18 protein-coding genes are annotated in these 20,388 nt (G+C 65.5%); 4 read left to right on the top strand and 14 right to left on the bottom strand.

What is annotated here, in order from left to right; all coding sequences use genetic code 11:
- Positions 1 to 843: 843 nt before the first annotated feature.
- From phoB to AC2IR1_RS12570, 10 genes are all read right to left on the bottom strand, one after another.
- Complete coding sequence (gene phoB, locus AC2IR1_RS12615; RefSeq protein WP_486472320.1) at positions 844 to 1,536, bottom strand: phosphate regulon transcriptional regulator PhoB; 693 nt, start codon at positions 1,534 to 1,536, stop codon at positions 844 to 846.
- 1 nt (position 1,537) lies between these two features.
- On the bottom strand, positions 1,538 to 2,272 hold the full coding sequence (gene phoU / locus AC2IR1_RS12610) for a phosphate signaling complex protein PhoU (protein ID WP_486472319.1): 735 nt from the start codon (positions 2,270 to 2,272) through the stop codon (positions 1,538 to 1,540).
- A 31-nt stretch (positions 2,273 to 2,303) separates the two neighbouring features.
- A complete protein-coding gene (pstB, locus tag AC2IR1_RS12605; RefSeq protein ID WP_486472318.1) occupies positions 2,304 to 3,101 on the bottom strand; it encodes a phosphate ABC transporter ATP-binding protein PstB in 798 nt (265 codons plus the stop codon).
- 30 nt (positions 3,102 to 3,131) lie between these two features.
- Positions 3,132 to 4,499: a phosphate ABC transporter permease PstA gene (gene pstA / locus AC2IR1_RS12600; protein WP_486472317.1), complete on the bottom strand. Its 1,368-nt coding sequence runs from the start codon at positions 4,497 to 4,499 to the stop codon at positions 3,132 to 3,134.
- Positions 4,496 to 5,959 (bottom strand): phosphate ABC transporter permease subunit PstC, encoded by a 1,464-nt coding sequence (gene pstC / locus AC2IR1_RS12595; RefSeq protein WP_486472316.1) that lies wholly within the window; start codon positions 5,957 to 5,959, stop codon positions 4,496 to 4,498. The genes pstA and pstC overlap by 4 nt, the downstream gene beginning before the upstream one ends.
- 107 nt (positions 5,960 to 6,066) lie before the next feature.
- Positions 6,067 to 7,095 carry a substrate-binding domain-containing protein gene (locus AC2IR1_RS12590; protein WP_486472315.1) on the bottom strand — a complete coding sequence of 343 codons (1,029 nt, stop codon included), beginning with the start codon at positions 7,093 to 7,095 and terminating at the stop codon, positions 6,067 to 6,069.
- 212 nt (positions 7,096 to 7,307) lie between these two features.
- Complete coding sequence (locus AC2IR1_RS12585) at positions 7,308 to 8,348, bottom strand: sensor histidine kinase (protein WP_486472314.1); 1,041 nt, start codon at positions 8,346 to 8,348, stop codon at positions 7,308 to 7,310.
- Between the two features lie 184 nt (positions 8,349 to 8,532).
- Positions 8,533 to 9,066, bottom strand: a complete 534-nt coding sequence (locus tag AC2IR1_RS12580) for a gamma carbonic anhydrase family protein (protein ID WP_486472313.1) — start codon at positions 9,064 to 9,066, stop codon at positions 8,533 to 8,535.
- Positions 9,063 to 9,707 (bottom strand): guanylate kinase, encoded by a 645-nt coding sequence (gmk, locus tag AC2IR1_RS12575; RefSeq protein ID WP_486472312.1) that lies wholly within the window; start codon positions 9,705 to 9,707, stop codon positions 9,063 to 9,065. The genes AC2IR1_RS12580 and gmk overlap by 4 nt, the downstream gene beginning before the upstream one ends.
- Before the next feature lie 315 nt (positions 9,708 to 10,022).
- Positions 10,023 to 10,913: a YicC/YloC family endoribonuclease gene (locus tag AC2IR1_RS12570; RefSeq protein ID WP_486472311.1), complete on the bottom strand. Its 891-nt coding sequence runs from the start codon at positions 10,911 to 10,913 to the stop codon at positions 10,023 to 10,025.
- Positions 10,914 to 11,219: 306 nt separating this feature from the next.
- Between AC2IR1_RS12570 and AC2IR1_RS12565 the strand changes: the two genes are divergently transcribed.
- Positions 11,220 to 11,993, top strand: a complete 774-nt coding sequence (locus AC2IR1_RS12565) for a PAS domain-containing protein (RefSeq protein ID WP_486472310.1) — start codon at positions 11,220 to 11,222, stop codon at positions 11,991 to 11,993.
- Positions 11,994 to 12,141: 148 nt separating this feature from the next.
- Here AC2IR1_RS12565 and AC2IR1_RS12560 read toward each other — a convergent pair whose 3' ends face one another.
- Positions 12,142 to 13,509, bottom strand: coding sequence for a class II 3-deoxy-7-phosphoheptulonate synthase (locus tag AC2IR1_RS12560; protein ID WP_486472309.1), 1,368 nt, complete (start codon positions 13,507 to 13,509; stop codon positions 12,142 to 12,144).
- Between the two features lie 182 nt (positions 13,510 to 13,691).
- Here AC2IR1_RS12560 and AC2IR1_RS12555 point away from each other — a divergent pair, with 182 nt between their 5' ends.
- A complete protein-coding gene (locus AC2IR1_RS12555) occupies positions 13,692 to 14,699 on the top strand; it encodes a GlxA family transcriptional regulator (RefSeq protein WP_486472308.1) in 1,008 nt (335 codons plus the stop codon).
- A 193-nt stretch (positions 14,700 to 14,892) separates the two neighbouring features.
- Positions 14,893 to 16,188, top strand: a complete 1,296-nt coding sequence (locus AC2IR1_RS12550; RefSeq protein WP_486472307.1) for a sulfatase-like hydrolase/transferase — start codon at positions 14,893 to 14,895, stop codon at positions 16,186 to 16,188.
- 18 nt (positions 16,189 to 16,206) lie between these two features.
- Here AC2IR1_RS12550 and AC2IR1_RS12545 read toward each other — a convergent pair whose 3' ends face one another.
- Positions 16,207 to 17,079 carry a hypothetical protein gene (locus AC2IR1_RS12545; RefSeq protein WP_486472306.1) on the bottom strand — a complete coding sequence of 291 codons (873 nt, stop codon included), beginning with the start codon at positions 17,077 to 17,079 and terminating at the stop codon, positions 16,207 to 16,209.
- Positions 17,080 to 17,278: 199 nt separating this feature from the next.
- On the opposite strand from AC2IR1_RS12545, the gene AC2IR1_RS12540 reads away from it, so the two are divergent.
- The gene (locus AC2IR1_RS12540; protein WP_486472305.1) at positions 17,279 to 17,500 is read left to right on the top strand and encodes a hypothetical protein; all 222 of its coding nucleotides are present in this window, start codon (positions 17,279 to 17,281) and stop codon (positions 17,498 to 17,500) included.
- Positions 17,501 to 17,695: 195 nt separating this feature from the next.
- Here the strand turns inward: AC2IR1_RS12540 and AC2IR1_RS12535 are convergent, their stop codons facing one another.
- Both AC2IR1_RS12535 and AC2IR1_RS12530 read right to left on the bottom strand, forming a co-directional pair.
- Positions 17,696 to 18,040 (bottom strand): hypothetical protein, encoded by a 345-nt coding sequence (locus tag AC2IR1_RS12535; protein WP_486472304.1) that lies wholly within the window; start codon positions 18,038 to 18,040, stop codon positions 17,696 to 17,698.
- 226 nt (positions 18,041 to 18,266) lie between these two features.
- Positions 18,267 to 19,817: a helicase HerA-like domain-containing protein gene (locus AC2IR1_RS12530; RefSeq protein ID WP_486472303.1), complete on the bottom strand. Its 1,551-nt coding sequence runs from the start codon at positions 19,815 to 19,817 to the stop codon at positions 18,267 to 18,269.
- Positions 19,818 to 20,388: the final 571 nt, after the last annotated feature.

Here is a 20,388-nt window from a genome sequence, read left to right as displayed (position 1 = left end):
GCAGGCGACAGGGAAGCGTCGGGGCGCAATGGCGATGGAGCCTGTGGGCAGAGAGCAGACAGAGCGGTGGTACAGGTTCGCTGATCTCTGTAACGCGTTGCAATGGAGAAGTTTTTCAGCCTTGTTGATGCAGGAAGCGAAGGGCATCATCTGGTAGCCGGGTCGCAAACGGGTGCGTCTGGTTAGCACAGTTAAATTACATAATACCGATTATAGTATTTGTGGGTGCGGAACGTGGAATGGCCCCCGGCGCCTTGTTTTACGAGGGTTTGCGCGTTTCTCCACCAGTCAGCGGGTCTGTGGCATTGAGATGGCAGCGCTGCGGGCGCTTGGCGGGTGAGGATGTCGGGAGCTGCGGCGGTGATCGGTTCGGGGCGTCGCGGGCAGTTAGGTGCGCGATCTGGGGGCCGTGGCCTCTGGAAAGCCGCACCGACGCACCATCATCCTGCGCCGCCCCGGCGGAGAAGCTGGTGCAGATCCGTCGACGCTACGACTTCCGACGCTACTGTGACATCCTCTACAGCCGCTTCCATACCATGGCGCTATCACCGCTCTGGATTGACGCCTGGGCGCCGAAATTTCAGAGAGTTGGCCTGCGGGATGGATGCGACATGCAGCGCGGTTTGGGTGCGCGTGTCGGGGGGATGTGGCCGTGGGACGGGAGTGGCAACGTGACCAGGAGCATCGGCGGCTTGGATGCGAAGCATTGGCGGGTCGGACACGAAGCATTGGCGGGTTGAAAACCCGCCCTACGGGAAAATGTCGGTATTGCAGGTGGTTGCGGTGTGATGCTCAGGTTTGAGCTGTGCTGGACAGGGGGGCGATCCCCCTGCCCGGTTTGCCTCAGCCGAGCGCGTAGCCGGCACCGCGCACGGTGCGCAGCGGATCGCTGCCGCCATGGGCGCAGAGCGCCTTGCGCAGGCGGCCGATGTGCACGTCCACGGTGCGCGTGTCGACGTAGATGTCGCGGCCCCAGACACGGTCCAGAAGCTGATCGCGAGACCAGACCCGGCCCGGCTTCTCCATGAAGGTGGACAGGAGCCGGAACTCGGTCGGGCCAAGCTTCAGCTCCTTGCCCGCGCGGACCACCCGGTGGGTTTCGGCATCCAGAACGATATCCTCGTATTCCAGCCGTTCCCCCATGGAGGCAGGGCGCGTGCGCCGCAGCTGGGCGCGCACCCGCGCCATCAGCTCGATCACCGAATAGGGTTTCACCACGTAGTCGTCCGCGCCGGTTTCGAGGCCCCGCACCCGGTCGACCTCTTCGGAACGGGCAGAGAGCATGATGATCGGCACGCCACGGGTTTCGGAGCGCATCTTCAGCTGGCGGCAGACCTCGATCCCGGAAAGGTTCGGCAGCATCCAGTCCAGCACGATGATGTCCGGCGCGACCTCATCCACCAGCAGGATCGCCTCCTCGCCGTTCTCGGCCCGGGACACGCGGAACCCCTCTGCCTCGAGGTTGTAGGCCAGGACCTCCCGCTGGGCCGGTTCGTCTTCGACGACCAGGACCGTGGGTTGCTGTTCTGCGGGCATTTTACTCGTCTCCACTCAGGGGCGCGGAGGGGGCAACGGACAGGTCGGTGGAGGTCTTGTCGCCCTTTACACGCGCCTCTTCGGGCGCGGCTCCGGTGACGAGATAGACCACCTGTTCGGCGATGGAAGTGACGTGATCGCCCATCCGCTCGGTGTTCTTGGCAATGAAATGCAGGTGCATGCAGGCGGTGATGTTGCGCGGATCTTCCATCATGAAGGTCAGGAATTCGCGGAACAGCGCATTGTACATCTGGTCGACGTCGCGGTCGCGGGTGATCACGTCCTGGGCCAGGGCCGCGTCCCGCTGGATATAGGCGTCAAGCGCGTCGCGCAGCATCGCCTCGACCTCCCGCGCCATGCGGCGCAGGGCGGTGTGGGCCCCCGCGATCGGCTGCATCTGCACCAGGACCGAGGTCCGCTTGGCCATGTTCTTGGCGTAGTCGGCGATACGTTCCAGGTTGCCGGCGATCTTGAGGATCGTCAGCACGATGCGCAGGTCCCCCGCCGCCGGCTGGCGCAGGGCGATGATCCGGGCCGCTTCGGTCTGGATCATCTCTTCCATGTCGTCGATGGTCACGTCGTTGCGGCGGACCTTCTCGGCCTTTTCCTCATCCCGCGCTTCCAGCGCTTCGGAGGCTTCCAGGATCGCCTGTTCGACCAGGCCGCCCATCTTCATGATATGGGCCTGGACGGTTTCCAGATCGCGGTCGTAGGCGCTTGCGATATGTTGGGCCATGTCGTTCGGGCTCCTCACCCCTGAGTTCGGATCAGCCGATGCGGCCGGTGATGTAGCTTTCGGTGCGGGGGTCGACCGGGTTGGTGAAGATCTGGCTGGTCTCGCCGTATTCCACCAGGTTGCCGAGGTGGAAGAAGGCCGTCTTCTGGCTGACCCGCGCGGCCTGCTGCATGGAGTGGGTCACGATGACCACGGAATAGCTGTCGCGCAGTTCGTCGATCAGCTCCTCCACCTGGCCGGTGGCGATCGGGTCGAGCGCGGAACAGGGTTCATCCATCAGCAGGACTTCGGGTTCGGTGGCCACGGCGCGGGCGATGCACAGGCGCTGCTGCTGGCCGCCGGACAGGCCGGTGCCGGGGGCGTTCAGGCGGTCCTTCACCTCATCCCAGATGGCGCCGCGGCGCAGGGACTTTTCGACGATGACGTCGAGGTCGGCCTTGGACTTGGCCAGGCCGTGGATGCGGGGCCCATAGGCGATGTTGTCGTAGATCGACTTCGGGAAGGGGTTCGGCTTCTGGAAGACCATGCCGACCTTGGCGCGCAGCTGCACCGGGTCGACGCGCTTGTCGTAGATGTCTTCGCCATCCAGCAGGATGTCGCCCTCGACGCGGCAGATGTCGATGGTGTCGTTCATCCGGTTGAGGCAGCGCAGGAAGGTGGACTTGCCGCAGCCGGAGGGGCCGATGAAGGCGGTGACGGTCTTGTCCTGGATCTCGACGTTGACGTCCTTGATGGCGTGGGTGTCGCCGTAGAAGACCTGAACGTCCTTGGCGGCGATCTTGATGTTCTTGCTGTTCACTTCATTCTCCAGGGCGGGCGAGTCGTACATGGGTTCGGTTCCCCTATCTCTTACCAGATCTTACCAGCGGCGTTCGAACCGACGGCGCAGGATGACGGCGATGATGTTCATGGTCATGAGGAAGAGCAGCAGGATGATGATCCCCCCCCAGGCACGTTCGTAATAGGCCGGGTCGGCGCGTTTGGCCCATTCGTAGATCTGGGCGGGCATGGCCGAGTTGGGCGACAGGAAACCGGCGGCGATGCCGTCGGGCACGTTGGAGGCGATGAAGCCCACCATGCCGATCAGCAGCAGCGGCGCGGTTTCGCCGAGCGCCTGCGCCAGGCCGATGATGGTGCCGGTCAGGATGCCGGGCATGGCCAGCGGCAGCACGTGGTGGAAGACCGCCTGCATCTTGGAGGCCCCTACCCCGAGCGCTGCATCGCGGATCGAGGGCGGCACCGATTTCAGCGAGGCCCGGGTCGAGATGATGATCGTCGGCAGGGTCATCAGCGTCAGCACCAGCCCGCCCACCAGCGGCGCGGACTGCGGCAGCTGGATGAACTGGATGAAGACGGCCAGGCCCAGGATACCGAAGACGATCGACGGCACGGCCGCCAGGTTCGAGATGTTCACCTCGATCAGGTCGGTGAAGCGGTTCTTGGGCGCGAATTCTTCCAGGTAGATGGAGGCCGCGACACCGATGGGCAGCGACAGCACCAGCACCACCAGCATCATGAAGAGCGAGCCCAGCATCGACACCCCGATCCCGGCCTGTTCGGGGCGGCTTTCGGAGGAGTCGGCGCCGAAGATGAAGGCCCAGTTGAACGGCCGGGAGATCACCCCGTCGGCCTTCAGCGCATCCACCACGTCCAGGTGTTCCGCATCCAGGTTCTTGTCCCGGGCCAGGCTTTCACGGGTCACGCGCCCCTTCAGGTAGCCATCCACGCGGGAGGAGGCCAGGATCCGGAAGACATGCGTCGTGCCGATCAGATCGGGGTTGGCGATCACCGTGTCCCGCACCTGCGCGGCCGCGGAGGAAGAGATCATCTTGCCCAGGTCGGAGGCCTTGGTGATCGGCGTTTCGATCCCCTTGTCCTGCAGCAGCGTCATCAGCGAGGCCTCGACCAGGGGCTTGTAGCCGAAGGTGGAGACCTTCTTGATGTCGTCAAGGTCGCGGTTGCCGTTCTTGTCCAGCTTCTCTGCCGTCAGTTGCACGGGCAGTTCGATGAAGGTCTGGGTATAGGCGGGCACGCCGTTGCGGATGATTGCCACCAGCAGCACCACCAGGAACAGCACGCCGATGCCGACGGCCGCCATGCCGTAAAAGCGGAAGCGGGCTTCCTGGGCGTTGCGTTTCTTGGTGCGGGCGTCCTGCTCCAGCAGGGAGGTAGACGGCTTCGGCGCCGCGGGATTTGACGCCGGGGAATTTGCGGTCGCGTCGGTCATTCGTATTGCTCCCGGTATTTGCGCACGATCCAGAGCGCGAAGATGTTGAGCGCCAGGGTGATGACGAAGAGCGTCATGCCCAGGGCAAAGGCCACCAGCGCCTCGGGCGAGGCGAAATCGGCATCGCCGGTCAGCTGGCTGACGATCTTGGCGGTGACCGTCGTCATGGCCTCGAAGGGGTTCAGCGACAGGCGGGCCGCGGCCCCTGCCCCCATCACCACGATCATCGTTTCACCGATGGCGCGGGAGGCGGCCAGCAGGATGGCGCCCACGATGCCCGGCAGGGCCGCAGGCATGACCACCTGCTTGATCGTCTCGGACTTGGTGGCGCCCAGGCCGAGAGAGCCGTCGCGCATCGCCTGGGGCACGGCGTTGATGATGTCATCCGACAGGGAGCTGACGAAGGGGATCAGCATGATCCCCATCACGAGACCCGCGGTCATCACGGCGGTGCCGCCCTTCATCCAGCCGATGCTGTCGGGCCCGAAGACCGACAGCAGCATGGGCCCCACCGTCACCAGCGCGAAGAGGCCGTAGACGATGGTCGGGATGCCGGCCAGGACCTCGATCATCGGCTTGGCGAAGGCGCGCACGGCCGGAGAGGCATATTCGCTGAGGTAGATCGCGGCGAAAAGCCCGATCGGCACGGCCACGATCAGCGCGATGAGAGAGATGTAGAGCGTCCCCCAGAGCAGCGGGATGATGCCCAGCTGCGATCCGCCGCCGAAGGAGGGCGACCAGGTGGTGCCAAAGAAGAAATCCTTCGCCGGGTAGAGCTTGAAGAACTCGATGGTGTTGAACAGCAGCGACAGGACGATGCCCACGGTGGTCAGGATCGCCAGCGAGGCGGCCAGCACCAGAAGCGCCTTCACCACCTTTTCCACCGCGTTCCGGGCGCGGAAATCCTTGTTGGTGCGCGCCACCGCGTAGCCAAGCCCGGCCAGCGCGATCAGCAGAACCACGACGGTGCGGATCCGGTTGCCGGATTTCGTCATCTCCCGCCAGCTTTGTGCCGCTTGCAGGATCGGTGCCTGCACCTCGGAGCCGAGCGCGACCCCCACGGTGCCCAGCAGCGCACGAACATCGGTATCCTCGACCCGGAGCGAGCCTGCCTCCTGCGGGGTCAGCGCGTAGCGCTCCACCGCGACATCCAGGCCGTCGGCGATCCGGCGCACATCGGACATGGCCAGGCTCAGCTCGCCTTCGGTCTCGTAAAGGTCTTCCGGGATCATGTGGGTGATCCGGTTTTCGATCAGCATCGGCTGCGCGAAGAGCCAGGCCACCAGCACCAGAAGCGAGGGGACCAGCACGAAGAGCGCGGCGTTCGACCCGTAGTAGGTCGGCAGGGAATGCAGGTGGCGTGCGTCCCCGCCTGCGGAAGCCAGGGCGCGCTTGCGGCCCAGCACGTATCCGATGACGGCAAGCGCCAGGATGATCAGGAAGATCCAGGTTGCAGGCATGGAATACTCGCTGGATTGGGCATTAGGGCGAAAGGGCCCCGACCGGAAAGGCCGGTCGGGGCCCGAAGTTTCGGTGGGCAGCCCGGGGGGGGCTGCCCGGAAGACCCTTACATGGTCTCTTCGTTTTCGATCATGGCCTGGGTGGCGGCCAGTTCCGGGTCGGAGACCAGGCCGTAGGCGGACAGCGGACCATCGGGGCCGGCAACTTCGTCAGAGACGAAGAACTGTGCGTATTCCTTCAGGCCGGGGATCACGCCGATGTGGGCCTTCTTGATGTAGAAGTACAGCGGGCGGGACACCGGGTATTCGCCGGAGGCGATGGTCTCGGTCGAGGCTTCGACACCGGACATGGTCGCCACTTTCAGCTTGTCGGTGTTGTTCTCGTAGAAGGCCAGGCCGAAGACGCCGATGGCGTTCGGGTTCGCGTCGATGCGGGCCAGGGTCTCGGTGTAGTCGCCGTCGATGTCGACGGAGGCACCGTCGGTGCGCACGGAGATGCAGGCATCTTCGGCGTCATCTTCGGACATGCCGGCGGCAACCATGGCTTCCATTGCGCCGGTGGCTTCGCAGCCAGCCGCCAGGACCTTCTCTTCGAAGACTTCGCGGGTGCCGTGCTTGGTGCCCGGGATGAAGGCCAGGATCTCGCTGTCGGGCAGATCGGCGTTGAAGTCGGACCACTTGGTGTAGGGGTTGTCGACCAGTTCGCCGTCCTTCAGCACCTTGGGTGCCAGGGCGTTGTAGAGGTCGGCCGGTTCGAAGGCGGTGTAGGCCGGGCCGTCGATCTGGGAGGCGAAGACGATGCCGTCGTAGCCGATGCGGACCTGGATGATGTCGGTCACGCCGTTGGCGGCACAGGTTTCGACTTCGGAGGACTTGATCGCGCGGGAGGCGTTCGCGATGTCGATGGTGTTTTCACCGACGCCTTCGCAGAAGCGCTTCAGACCAGCGGAGGAGCCGCCGGATTCGACGACGGGGGTCGGGAATTCGAAGTTCTCGCCGAAGGCCTTCGCGACGATGGACGCGTAGGGCAGAACGGTCGAGGAGCCTGCGATCTGCAGGTTGTCGCGAGCGGACGCGGCAGTGGCGGAAACGGCGGCAACGGCAAGCGCCGAGGCGGTCAGTTTCATGAAGGACATGGAATGCTCCTGTTTTCTGAGAGGCCACCATCCCCCGGCGGCCTTGCGTCCCCCTGCTAGAGGTCCCGCGCGATGCTTTTGCGACAGTTCTGTAACAGTTACATGACAACGTTTCTCTTTATTCCATGGTGCCTTACGCAGACCGGCCCGCAAAGGCGGGCCGGAAAATAGACAAATCCCTGCAGTTGTTGAAGAATCGTTACGTTGCGCGGTCAGGTGACCGGCAGAACGATCCGGATCGACGTCCCCTCGCCCAGGCGGGAGGTGATCCGCATGCGGCCCCGGTGCCGATTCACGATGTGCTTCACGATCGCCAGGCCCAGCCCGGTGCCCCCCATTTCGCGCGATCGGTGGCTGTCCACCCGGTAGAATCGCTCGGTGAGTCGGGGGATGTGGATCTCGTCTATGCCGGGTCCCCGGTCCGTCACGGTCAGCGCGACCCCCTGCCCCTGAAGCTCCGGCATCTCCGCCGGGGCGGACAGGTGCATCGTCACCAGCTTGCCGCTGCGGCCGTACTTGATGGCGTTCTCCACCAGGTTGGTCAGCACCTGGCGCAGCTGGTCCGGATCGCCCTGGGTCTCGACCTCCTCGACATCGGCGGTCACCTGCAGCTCCACCTCCGCATCGCGCGCCAGCGGGGCCAGCGCATGGCAGACCGACTGCATCAGCGCATGCAGGGCCACCCGCTCCGTCGGGCGCACCCGCGCCTCTCCCTCCACCTGGCTCAGCGACAGCAGGTCCTTCACCAGGCGCTCCATCCGCTCCGCCTCGCGGCCCATGATCTCCAGGAAGCGTTCGCGCGCCACCGCGTCATCCTTCGCCGGGCCGCGCAGGGTTTCGATGAACCCGATTAGCGCCGTCAGAGGCGTGCGCAGCTCATGGCTGACATTGGCGACGAAATCGCGGCGCATCTGTTCGGCCTGGGTCACCTGGGTCATGTCCTGGAAGACCACCACCACCCCCTGCCCCACGACCGTATCGACGTAGGAGCAGGTGACCTCGAAATGGGTTTCCCGCCCGCGCCGGGTCGACAGGTACTGCGTCTTGTGCACCTGCCGGTCCGCCAGGCAGTGCTCCACCGCGTCCAGCACGGCAGGCTGGCGGATCACGGTGATGAAATGCCGCCCCGTGATGGAAGGCCCGAACAGGTTCCCGCTCAGCTCGTTGGCGGCGATGATCCGTTCGCCCCGCCCGACGAGGATGCCGGGCATGGGGATCGCGCTCAGCAGCGCGGTGATGGAGGTCTCAGGCATGTCGGTGGGTCCGTTCTTTCACTGCCGGTCACTATGCCGCCCGCGCGACGATCCGGCACGCGCCGTGGCGCGCAGACGCCCTTGGAACAGGAATATGTGACAGTCTCGTGACAAAACGCGCGGATCCCGCCCCGGCTGTCACATTCGGCCCCCCAGATCGGGGGGCACCCTCTCCGCCAGCCTGTCAGCCTGCGGAGGTCACCACCTGCAACCCGTCGCGGAACCGCCGCGCGCGTTCCTGGTAATGCAGAGCAGAGGCCGTCAGCCGCTGTTCCCAGTCCGGGCCAAGCTGCTTAACCACCTTGCCCGGCGCGCCCAGCACCATGGAATTGTCGGGGATCTCCTTGCCCTCGGTCACAAGCGCGCCGGCCCCGATCAGGCAATTGCGGCCGATCTTCGCGCCGTTCAGCACCGTGGCGCCCATGCCGATGAGGGAGTTCTCCCCGATGGTGCAGCCATGCAGCATGGCCTTGTGGCCCACGGTGACATTGACGCCGATTTCCAGCGGAAAGCCCATGTCGGTGTGGCAGACCACGTTTTCCTGCACGTTGGCCCCCTGGCAGATCCGGATCTCCTCATTGTCGCCGCGCAGGGTGACCCCGAACCAGACCGAGCTGTCGGCCTCCAGCACGCAGTTGCCGATCACATTGGCATCCGGCGCGACCCAGGCGCTGGCCGCGATCAGCGGCGCCACCCCGTCGAGCGAATAGATCGTCATCTTTCCTCCTCCTCGTATTCCGCGTTCAGCCGCCGCACGACCTCCAGCACGCCGGGCTGCTGGCTCAGCCGCAGCCGTTCGGCACTGATGATGGTGCGCAGGCGCTCCTCCGTCTCGTCCAGGTCGTCGTTGACCAGGACGTAGTCATATTCGGGCCAGTGGCTGATCTCGTCCCGGCTCTGCTGCATGCGCTTCTCGATCACCTCGGCGGCGTCGGTGGCGCGGGCGTGCAGGCGGCGTTCCAGCTCCTTCATCGAGGGCGGCAGGATGAAGATCGACAGCACGTGCTTGCCAAGGGCGCTGGCGCGGATCTGTTGCCCGCCCTGCCAGTCGATGTCGAACAGCAGGTCCTTGCCGGCGTTGATCGCCTCCTCGACCGGGCCGCGCGGGCTGCCGTAGGAATTGCCGAAGACGGTGGCATGCTCCAGCATTTCGCCCTCGGCCACCATGCGGTCGAAATCCGCACGTTCGTGGAAGAAGTAGTGCAACCCGTGCTCCTCCCCGGCGCGGGGCGCGCGCGTGGTGGCAGAGACGGAGAAGCGGATGTCGGGATCCCAGTCCAACAGGCGCCGCGACAGGGTCGACTTGCCGGCGCCCGACGGCGAGGAGATGATGATGAGAAGACCGCGCCGCTGGCTCATGTCCCGGATTCCTTCCTTCCGTTGACGGGGCCAGCACCGGCCCCTTTGTGCGGTTATGCAGGTTTTGCGGCGACGGACAAGTCGGGGGACAAGTCGGGGGGACAAGTCGGGCGGGCGGACGGTCGCGCCGAAAGGGGGGCTTTGCCCCCCGTCTCCTCCGGAGACTCCCCCCAGGATATTTGGGGCCAAAAAATAGATGTGGGGGGTGCGCTCCGGGCCGCCCCGATGCGCCCTGCCCCTTCCCCATTCGATGGCTGGAAATAGTCCCGCCGGAGGCATCGGCCGCAGGCCGACCCCTTTCAGGGGCGCCAGCGTTCACTCGATATTCTGCACCTGCTCCCGCATCTGGTCGATCAGGGTCTTCAGTTCCAGCCCGATGGCCGTCAGATCCTTGTCCTGCGCCTTGGAACACAGGGTGTTGGCCTCCCGGTTGAATTCCTGGCTCAGGAAGTCGAGCTTGCGGCCCACCGGGGCGGTTTCGGCCAGCAGGGCGCGGGCGGCGGCGACATGGGCGGTCAGCCGGTCCAGCTCCTCCGTCACGTCGGACTTGATGGTGATCAGGGCCAGTTCCTGCGCGATGCGGTCCGGGTCCTGGCCGGTGGTGTGATCCAGCACACGCTCCAGCGCGGCCTTCAGGGCGCTGGCCTGGCGCGGGGTGCGGGCCGTGGCGGCCTTGGCCGCGCGGGCCACAAGGGCTTCGATCGCATCCAGCTGCCCGCGCAGGATCTCCTCCACCGCGGCGCCTTCGCTGGCGCGCATCTTCAGGAAGTCGGCCAGCACGGGGGCGAAATCGGCCACCAGCGCCTTGCTCAGCGCCTCGCCCGCCTCTTCGGGCGCGGCCACTTCCAGCACGCCCCGCATGGCCAGCACTTCCGCCGCCGTGGGCACGGCAAGCGTCACGCCGCGCGCCTCCGCCGCGGCCTCCACCTGTGCCAGGGCATCCAGCATGGCGCCCAGCTGTCCCGGGTTCACCGACAGCGCGCCGCTGCTTTCCTCCCGCCCCAGCCGCAGGTTCAGCGTGACCGACCCGCGCGCCGGCCCCGCCGCAAGCGCCGCGCGCAGCGCAGCTTCCAGCCCCGGGACCCAGTCGGGCACCCGCAACCGCAGGTCTAGCCCCTTCGCGTTGACCGACCGCAACTCCCAGGTCCACTGGTGGCCCAGTCCCTGGCCCCGTCCGGCCGAAAAGCCCGTCATGGAATTGGTCATCTGCCCTGCCCTCCTTGCGCGGTGCACTCGATCCTGCCCCTTCGGGAGGGGTTAACCATTGGTCGAGATTTCCCGGAAATTTACACTCAATTCTGGCATATTAATGGATACGTAACCTCTGTGAAGATAGCTTTAACCAAGAACCAGGCGTCTTAACTCCTTGCCGTGATGTCACCCGGGCCGCTTGTCCGCCCGGGGCCTGCGGCATTCGGGGGGCCGCGACGGGTCGGGGGACCCGCCGGGCCGCATCGGCGCTGCCAGGCTTGAAGCGACGGGGGGAGCGGTGACACAAGCTGGAGTTTCGAGATGCCCAAGGACGCAAGCGACGGCAGCACCGTCGTCAGCATGGCCGGTTTCATGAGCGCCGCGCGGTTCAACGCGGTGCAGGAGGTCGAGGCCTACTGGGAAGCCATCCGTGCCGGGCGGCTGGTGCCGCGCCGGTCCGATATCGACCCGCGCGGGATCGAACGCGCGCTGGAATATGCCTTTATCCTGGAACGCGTGGCCCCCGGGATCGCCCGGCTGCGGATCGCCGGGTCGCACCTGTCCGACCTGATGGGGATGGAGGTGCGCGGCATGCCGCTTTCCGCCTTCATGACCCCCGCCGGGCGCAATGCCCTGGGCGAGATCCTGGAAGAGGTCTTCGACAGCCCTGCCAAGGCCATGGTGGACCTGCACGCCGAACGCGGCATCGGCAAGCCCGAGATCGAGGCCCGCCTTCTGCTGCTGCCGATGAAGAGCGACCTGGGCGACATCACCCGCGTCCTGGGCTGCCTTGCCACGACCGGAGAGATCGGTCGCGCCCCCCGCCGGTTCGAGATCACGGGCCACCAGGTCACCCCGCTGCTGGGCGACTTCATGGCGAAGGAGCCGCTGGAAGAAGATCCCGATCCCGTCGCCGGCGACCCGGGCCCTGCGCTGAAAACGCCGAATAAGGGGCCGGACAAGGGGCCGGGCCTGGAAGAACCGCCCGCCCGTTTTTCCCCCGCGCCGATCCCCCGCGTTCCCGCCGGGGCAGAGGATGCCCCGCGCCTGAAACCCGGGCCGCGCCCCTACCTGCGCGTGGTCGAAGACGACTGATCCGGTCCCTCCCGTCGGTCCCTGCTCCGCAGCCAAGGCGGGACGGACGGCACAAGGAAAAACCGCCGCGCTGACCTCAGCGCGGCGGTTTCCGTTCCGGGTGCCTGGCCCCCGGGAAGGTCCCGGCAGGCCCCGACTTTTCGTGGCCTCAGCCGATTGCGGCCAGGCGGGTTTCGCGCAGGCTGACCAGCTCTTCCGCGACCATGAAGGCCAGCTCCAGCGCCTGGGAGGCGTTGAGCCGGGGGTCGCAGGCGGTGTGGTAGCGATCCGACAGGTCCTCGTCCGACACGGCATAGACGCCGCCGGTGCATTCGGTCACGTCGTTGCCGGTCATCTCGAAATGCACGCCGCCGGGGACGGTGCCCATGTCGCGGTGCACGCCGAAGAATTCCTGCACTTCCTGGAAGACCGTCTGCACCTGGCGCGTCTTGTAGCCGGAGGCGGACTTGATCGTGTTGCCATGCATCGGGTCGCAGACCCAGACCACGTTGGCCCCTTCGGATTTCACCGTCTCGATCAGCCGCGGCAGATGTTCGTTCACCTTGCCCGCACCAAAGCGCGCGATCAGGGTCAGCCGGCCCATGTCGTTCAGCGGGTTCAGCTTCGCCATCAGCTGCTTCAGGTCCTCGGCCGTGGTCGTGGGCCCGCACTTCAGCCCGATGGGGTTCAGCACGCCCTTGCAGAATTCCACGTGCGCGCCATCCACCTGGCGGGTCCGGTCGCCGATCCAGATCATGTGACCCGACCCTGCCAGCCACTTGCCGGAGGTCGAATCCATCCGGCACAGCGCCTCTTCGTATTCCAGCAGCAGCGCTTCGTGGCTGGTGTAGAAATCGACCGAGCGCAGGGTATGCGCGTTCTGGGCGGTGACACCGGCCGCGCGGATGAAATCCAGCGAGTCGGAGATCCGGTTGGCCATGTCACGGAACCGGTCCGCCTTGTCGGAGGCGGTGAAGCCCAGGGTCCAGCGGTGCACCTCGTTCACGTCGGCATAACCGCCGGTCGAAAACGCGCGCAGCAGGTTCAGCGTGGCCGCCGCCTGGGTGTAGGCCTGCAGCATCTTGCCCGGGTTCGGGATCCGCGCCTCGGGGGTGAAGGCCAGGTCGTTGATGATGTCGCCCCGGTAGCTGGGCAGCTCGACACCGCCGACGGTCTCGGTCGGCGCCGAACGCGGCTTGGCGAACTGGCCGGCCATCCGGCCCACCTTCACCACCGGCACCTTGGCGCCGAAGGTCAGGACCATCGCCATCTGCAGCATCACCTTGAAGGTGTCGCGAATGCTGTCGGCGCTGAACTGGTCGAAGCTTTCGGCACAGTCACCGCCCTGCAGCAGGAAGGCCTCGCCCCGGCCAGCAGCACCCAGCTGCTCCCTCAGGCGGCGCGCCTCCCCGGCAAATACGAGGGGCGGATACTTCGAAAGCTGTGCCTCTACGGCGTGCAGCGCTTCCTGATCCTGATAGTCAGGCATCTGCACCCGCGGCTTGTTGCGCCAATCGGACTTCTGCCAGGTCCCCATCTCTTCCTCCGGGTTCAAGCTTCTTGAGGCGTCAAGCGTATACCCAGATGCCCCCGAAAGAGCCACAATTCTTTTGCGACGCTTGACGTCGCGACCGGGCTCTGCGCTGATTGCCGACATCCCGTCGCAAGCCCCCGCGGCGAGACGCGATTCATGACCCACTCCATCTGCCAGGTATCCCCATGCCGGAGCTCCGCCCCCCGCTCTCTTCGGTAGCCCCTCCCAAGGCGCGCCCCCGCCGTTTCCTCTTTGTATTGCTGAACAATTTCACGATGCTCTCCTTCGCCTCGGCGCTGGAATGCCTGCGGATCGCCAACCGCATGGCGGGGCAGCCGCTCTACAGCTGGGAATTGCAGAGCGAAACGGGGGAGCCGGTGACATGTTCCGGCGGCGTCACCTTCTCGGTCGATGCGCCGCTGGGCGAAGTGACCCGCGAAGATATCGTCGTGGTCTGCGGCGGCATCGGCGTGAAGGAGGAAACCTCCCGCAAGCTGATGAACTGGCTGCGCCGCGAATCCCGCAAGGGGGCCGCGATCGGCGGGTTGTGCACCGCGGCCCACGTACTGGCCAAGGCGGGCCTGCTGGATGGCAAGCGCGCCACGATCCACTGGGAAAACCACGACAGTTTCGCCGAGGAGTTCGAGGAAGTCTCGCTGACCAAGTCGGTCTTCGTGATCGACGGCAACCGGATGACGACCGCCGGCGGCACCTCCTCCATCGACCTGATGCTGAAGCTGATCGCGGATCAGCACGGAGAGGACCTGGCCAATTCCGTGGCCGACCAGCTGATCTATTCCTCGATCCGCACGGACCAGGACACGCAGCGCCTGTCCGTGCCCACCCGGATCGGCGTGCGCCATCCGAAGCTCTCCCAGGTCATCCAGATGATGGAGGCCAACATAGAGGAGCCGATCAGCCCCGCGATCCTGGCCAAGGAAGTCGGCATGTCGACCCGCCAGCTGGAACGGCTGTTCCGCCGCTACCTCAACCGCTCTCCCAAGCGCTATTACATGGAACTGCGCCTGTCGAAGGCGCGCAACCTGCTGATGCAGACGGACATGTCGGTGATCAACGTGGCGCTGTCCTGCGGCTTCGCCTCGCCTTCGCATTTCTCGAAATGCTACCGCGCCCAGTATCAGACGACGCCCTATCGCGAACGCGGAACGCAGGGGACACGGTTGTCGATCTGATGGGCCGGTTTGATCGCTCGGTCTGAGAGGTCGGTTTGATCCCTCGGATTTCGGGCCTTCTCCTTGATATGCCTTTGCATCTGCGCATAGTGGCAGAGGGCGCGCATGCGCGCGACGTGGCAGCGGGCGCGCAGGCGCCCGGTGCATTGCAAGATGGGACAATCCGGTGACCACAGCGGCCAAGAAGAACGTCATGCTCATCAGTCTCGATGACATGGTCGCCTACTGGAAGTACAAGACGCTCTTCGGTCAGGAACTGCAGACCCCGAACCTCGACCGGATCTGCGCCCAGTCGACGGCGTTCCACTCCGCCTATTGCCAGGTCCCCGTCTGCAGCCCCTCGCGGGCCAGCTTCATGTCGGGCATCTCTCCGCATCACTCGGGCATCGTCGAACGCGATCCGCACTACTACAACCACTTCCCGCCGCAGAAGATGTGGCCCCATGCGCTGAAATCCAGCGGGGTCTATTCCTCCACCGGGGGCAAGGTCATGCGCGGCTACCGCGCCCTGCCGGAATGGGTGCATGAGATCGTCCATTCGGATGAACGCACGCTTTACCACATCGCCAAGCGCCGCCGGCATTACGAGGACCGTATGCTGCCCGGCCATATCGAGTTCGGCGGCTTTCGCGGCGGCCTGGCCACCAATGTCCAGTGGGCCGAGGACAATCTCTATTGCAACCGCGTGGCGGACCGGGCCATCGCCTTCCTCGAAGACTACGACGGCGAAGCGCCCTTCTATCGCGGGGTCGGGTTCCAGTCGCCCCACGGCCCCTGGACCACCCCGCGCCGGTTCAAGGAAATGTACAAGGTCTTCCAGTTCGAACAGCCGAAGGAATGGCAGGCCGGCTTCTCCGAACCGCCCATGGCGGAGGAGATCAGCCACAAGAACATTAACCCGCGCAAGAGCCACTTCTGGAAGAAGAGCCTGCGCAACTACTTCTCCTCCATTTCCTACGCCGACTACCAGATCGGCCGGGTCTGGGACGCGCTGAAAGCCTCCCGCTTTGCGGAAAACACCATGGTGGTGATCCTGTCGGACCACGGGTTGCACGTGGGCGAAAGGGACCGGTTCACCAAGGGCAGCCTGTGGGAACAGGTCACCAACGTGCCGCTGATCATCCACGACCCCCAGGCGCCCGAAGGCCGCGTGGTGACGGACCCCGTGGGCCTGATCGACGTCGGCAACACGGTGATGGACTACATGGGCCTGCCGCCGATCGAGGGCAGCGTGGGCCATTCCCTGCGGCCGCAGATGGCCGGCGACCGGGTGCCCGACCGCGCGGTGCCCACCTTCCACTTCCGCAATTCCTCGATCCGCAAGGGGAAGTACCGCTTCATCCGCTACGCCGATGGCACCACCGAGTTCTTCGATGTCGAAAACGACTGGTGGCAGACCACGGACCTCGGCCCCGATCACCCCGATTACGAGGAGATGCGCCAGGCCCACAACGACACCTGCGCGGAATACGGCCTGAACGTGAACTGACCCCCGCCGGCAGCCCGATCAGCTGCCGAAATAGGCCGTCACGGCCTCTTCCGCGATCTCCTGCAGGAAACGCGCCTCCGCCTCCGGCAGGGCGCCCCGGTAGGTCCAGGAATTGCCCACCACCGAGGTCTCGTAGAAGCTGGCAAAGATCGTGGCAGCCCCCAGGTAGGTGCCCGCCAGCGTCGGATGGCTGTTGTCGGCCCGGTGCAGCGCCAGGTCAGGCCGCGCCGCCTTCGCCCGGGCAAAGGCGATCCCCAGCGGGATCACCAGCGCGTCCAGCCGGTTGCCCGCCGCGGTATAGCCCCGCTCCAGCTGCCCCTGCAGGCCGGGACGATAAAGCCAGTGCTGCTCGGTATAGGCGGGCGTCATGTAAAGCGCGACCTCGGCCCCCGCCGCGCGGATCTTGCGCGCGGCAGAACTGGCCGCCCGGGCAAATCCGGTGTGCTTGGCCACCGTCAGCATCGCGGTGGAATGGGCCTGCAGCACGACCATGTCGAACCCCTCCTCCCCGCCCAGCTGCAGGAAGGCATCGATCGGCTGTTCCTCAAGATAGCCGTTCGAAATCGCCGCCAGCCGGAACAGGTTCGGCCGGTCCGGGAAGGCCGCGCGAAACATCTGCTCCACGTGGTAATGGATGCTGTCGCCGTAGTAGAAATAGCTGTTGCCGATGAACAGGACCCTCTCCGGCTCCCGCTTCGGGCGGGTGACCCTTGGGCGCAGCACGGGCACATCCTGCCCGCCGATACCCTGCTCGCCGATATCTTGGGCGCGCAGGACCTGCCCCGGCCAGGCCGCAAAGGCCGTGGCCGATGTCAGCCCCGACAGCAGGGTCCGGCGGCGGATCCCCCCGTCGCTCCCGTTGCCAAACTTCTTGCCCACCCTGCTGCGCATGTCCGAATTCCCCTAACCGCCCCGACCGGGGACGCGCCGCCAGCTTACCCGCTGGTCAACTGGCGGCGCCACCATCTTTTCCCATGTTTCCATACGCTTGACCATGTTGTCATCGCCAAATTCTCACACTTGCCAGCAAATCGAAGAGATGCAAAAATTGTCCCTAATGCGCAATATTGCACGTTCTGGGAGAAAGCGAATGCATGACACTCACCTCAAACGGCGCGTACAGGTCGTTTGCGCCCTGTTTCTGCACGTTCCGCTGGTGGCGATCCTGGCCTATGCCATCGCGACCGGTTTCATGGATCACCTGACGGTCCTCCTCGTCGCGCTTGTCGCGACCCTTGCCGCCACGCTGACGCTCGTGCCCTTCCTGGGCCGCGCGCTCGACGGGGCAAGCCCGCTGCCTGGAAACGGCTGACGGCACACCGGCGAAAGCGTCCAGCGGGGGCTGGGACGCGCGTCCCCGGCCGGCCGACAGGCCGAAACACCTCACTCAAGCCAGACCGCAAGACCAGGGACCGCACGGGTCGATCGGCCCGCCGCACCGTGGGATTTGAGCGGGGGACTTGCAGCAGGTTTCAGGAAAGATGTCGCGCCTCAGAACCTTGGCGCGCTACAGGAACAGGTAGAGGATCCACAGGATCAGGCTCACCTTCGCGGCGGCAACCGCCAAGACAAGCGGGCGATTTTCCGGCGCCCGGATCAGATTCCACAGGCGCGCCTTCTGCCCTTCTTCGGCAAACAGCACGCTTTCGATCCCGCGCCAGACATGGGCTGGCGGCGCCACGTCGGGCGCCTGGTGCAGCGCATAGCCCCGGCTGAAATGTTCGCACCAGTCCCGGTAGGCCGCACGCATGTCCGGGTTCACGTCCAGCTCATGCCGCGCATCGCGAAGATCCTGGCCCTGCAGGGTGCCAAGTGCAAGTTCTCCGGCAAGGGTAAAGGTTTCTTCCTTCACGGGACGACCGATCTCCTGTTGCAACCAATCCGAACACGTATCTGCACGTGCAGCCTCCGGGATTGACCCCGGTCGCCCTCAGATACGTGGATGTCTGCATACAAGTTTCACGGTGACCGAGATTTGCCTGCAAGGCAAGGAATACCGTTGAAAGCAAGGGCGCCAGCGGCATCCCGCCCCCGCGCCCATGCTGATCCTCCATGTCTGGCCCGCACCGGGGGCGAAGCTAGCGCGCCTTGAACAGCGATCCCAGGATGCCACGGACAATCCGCTTGCCGGTGGTGCCCGAAAGCTCCCGGATCACCGCCTTCTGCAGCGCCTGGCCAAGGTCCGCGCCCAGCCCGCCGTCGCGCGACGACCGGCTCCGGCTGCTGCGCGGTGCGGAGTAGCGCCGCCGCGCCTTTTCCTCGCGTTCGCGCGCCTCCATCTCCGCCTCGCGGCGTTCGGCCTCCTCAGCCTCCTTCGCCGCCACGGCTGCCCGCTTCGCCAGGATCTCGTAGGCGCTTTCGCGGTCCACGGGCTTGTCGTACTGCGCGGCCACCGGGCTCGCGGCCATGATCGCCCGCCGTTCCGCCGGCGTGATCGGGCCCAGCTGCGACGAAGGTGGCCGGATCATCGTGCGCTGCGCGATCCCCGGGACGCCCTTCTTCTGCAGGAAGCTGGTGACGGCCTCCCCGGTTCCGACCTGGGTGATGGCTTCCTCGATGTCGAAATCGGGGTTGTCGCGATAGGTCTGGGCGGCCAGGCGCAGCTCCTTGCGGTCCTTCGCGGTGAAAGCGCGCAGCGCATGCTGCACCCGGTTGCCCAGCTGGCCCAGCACGTCATCGGGCACATCGGCGGGGTTCTGGGTGCAGAAGTAGATCCCCACGCCCTTCGACCGGATCAGCCGCGCCACCTGCTCCACCTTGTCCAGCAGCGCCTTGGGCGCGTCGTCGAACAGCAGATGCGCCTCGTCAAAGAAGAAGACCATGCGCGGCTTTTCGGGGTTGCCCACCTCCGGCAGCTCTTCGAAGAGCTCCGACAGCAACCACAGCAGGAAGGTTGCGTAAAGCCGCGGCGTCTGCATCAGCCTGTCCGCCGCCAAGACAGAGATCACCCCGCGCCCGTCGCGGTCCACCCGCATCAGGTCCGCCAGCTCCAGCGCCGGTTCCCCGAAGAGCTTCACCGCGCCCTCCGTTTCCATCACCAGCAGCCGCCGCTGGATCGCCCCGATCGACGCGGTGGCGATATTGCCGTAGCGCAGGCTCAGCTCCGCCCGGTTCTCCCCCAGCCAGACCAGCAGCGCCTGCAGGTCCTTCAGGTCGACCAGCGCCAGCCCCTGTTCATCGGCCACCCGGAAGGCGATGTTCAGGATCCCCTCCTGGGTGTCGTTCAGCTCCATCAGCCGGGCCAGCAGCAGCGGGCCCATCTCCGTCACCGTGGTGCGGATCGGATGGCCCTGCTCGCCGAAAAGATCCCAGAAGATCACCGGAAAGGCGGTGTAGTCGTACGCGTCGAAGCCGATCTGGATCGCCCGAGCGGTGAAGGCATTGTGAAGCTTGCCTGCCGGATCGCCGGCCTTGGCGATGCCCGACAGGTCCCCCTTCACATCCGCGAGGAAGACCGGCACCCCCTCGGCGGCAAAGCTTTCGGCCATGATCTGCACCGTCACCGTCTTGCCGGTGCCCGTGGCCCCCGCGATCAGCCCGTGCCGGTTGGCATATTCCAGCGCCAGTTCCTGCGGCTCGATATAGCCTTCGCCACCGCCACCGATGAAAATGCCCTTCAAATCGCTCATGCTTTCCGCCCCCGTTTCGCGGCCCCCGGGCCGATATGTCTTCCCGAACGTACGGTCCGGAGTAATTGCTTAACCAATTGGTGCCAGCTTGGTCCACGTGTTCTTCGTCTCATGTCCTCTTGACGAAGAACAGACTTCCTCCCTGTCAGACTGGCCGCGCCTTTCGGGGCGCGGCATTTTTGTCCCCGATCGGCTTAGGCCCCCGCCCCCGGATTGCCCCGCAGGGCGGCCCCATTCGGCAGCGAATTGCCTATGACAAACTGACGCGCATTAGCGCCACACTTTTCAATGCGCACAGGCATTAAGCAGCTTTAACCTGCTGCCACGGGGCTGTCATATTTCCGTGTTGACTACCCCATGCAAAGCGCCTAGCGTGACCTCAAATACAAGTCGGCCAGTCCGACGGGGAGCGAAAAATAAGGGAAAAGGGGCCGTTTTCGGCCCCTTTTTCCACCTCCGGCCCAGCTCACGCTCCGCTCTCTTCACGTCCCGGAGAGCCCCGGGAGCGATCCGCCAGGCACCCCCTGCCCCGCCAGCCGTTCACCCTGCAAAAACAGCGGGGAACCGCCCG

The organism is Pseudooceanicola sp. NS-SX8, assembly GCF_057380755.1.
Note: the sequence above shows the minus strand (reverse complement) of the source record. Positions and strands in the feature narration are given on the sequence as shown.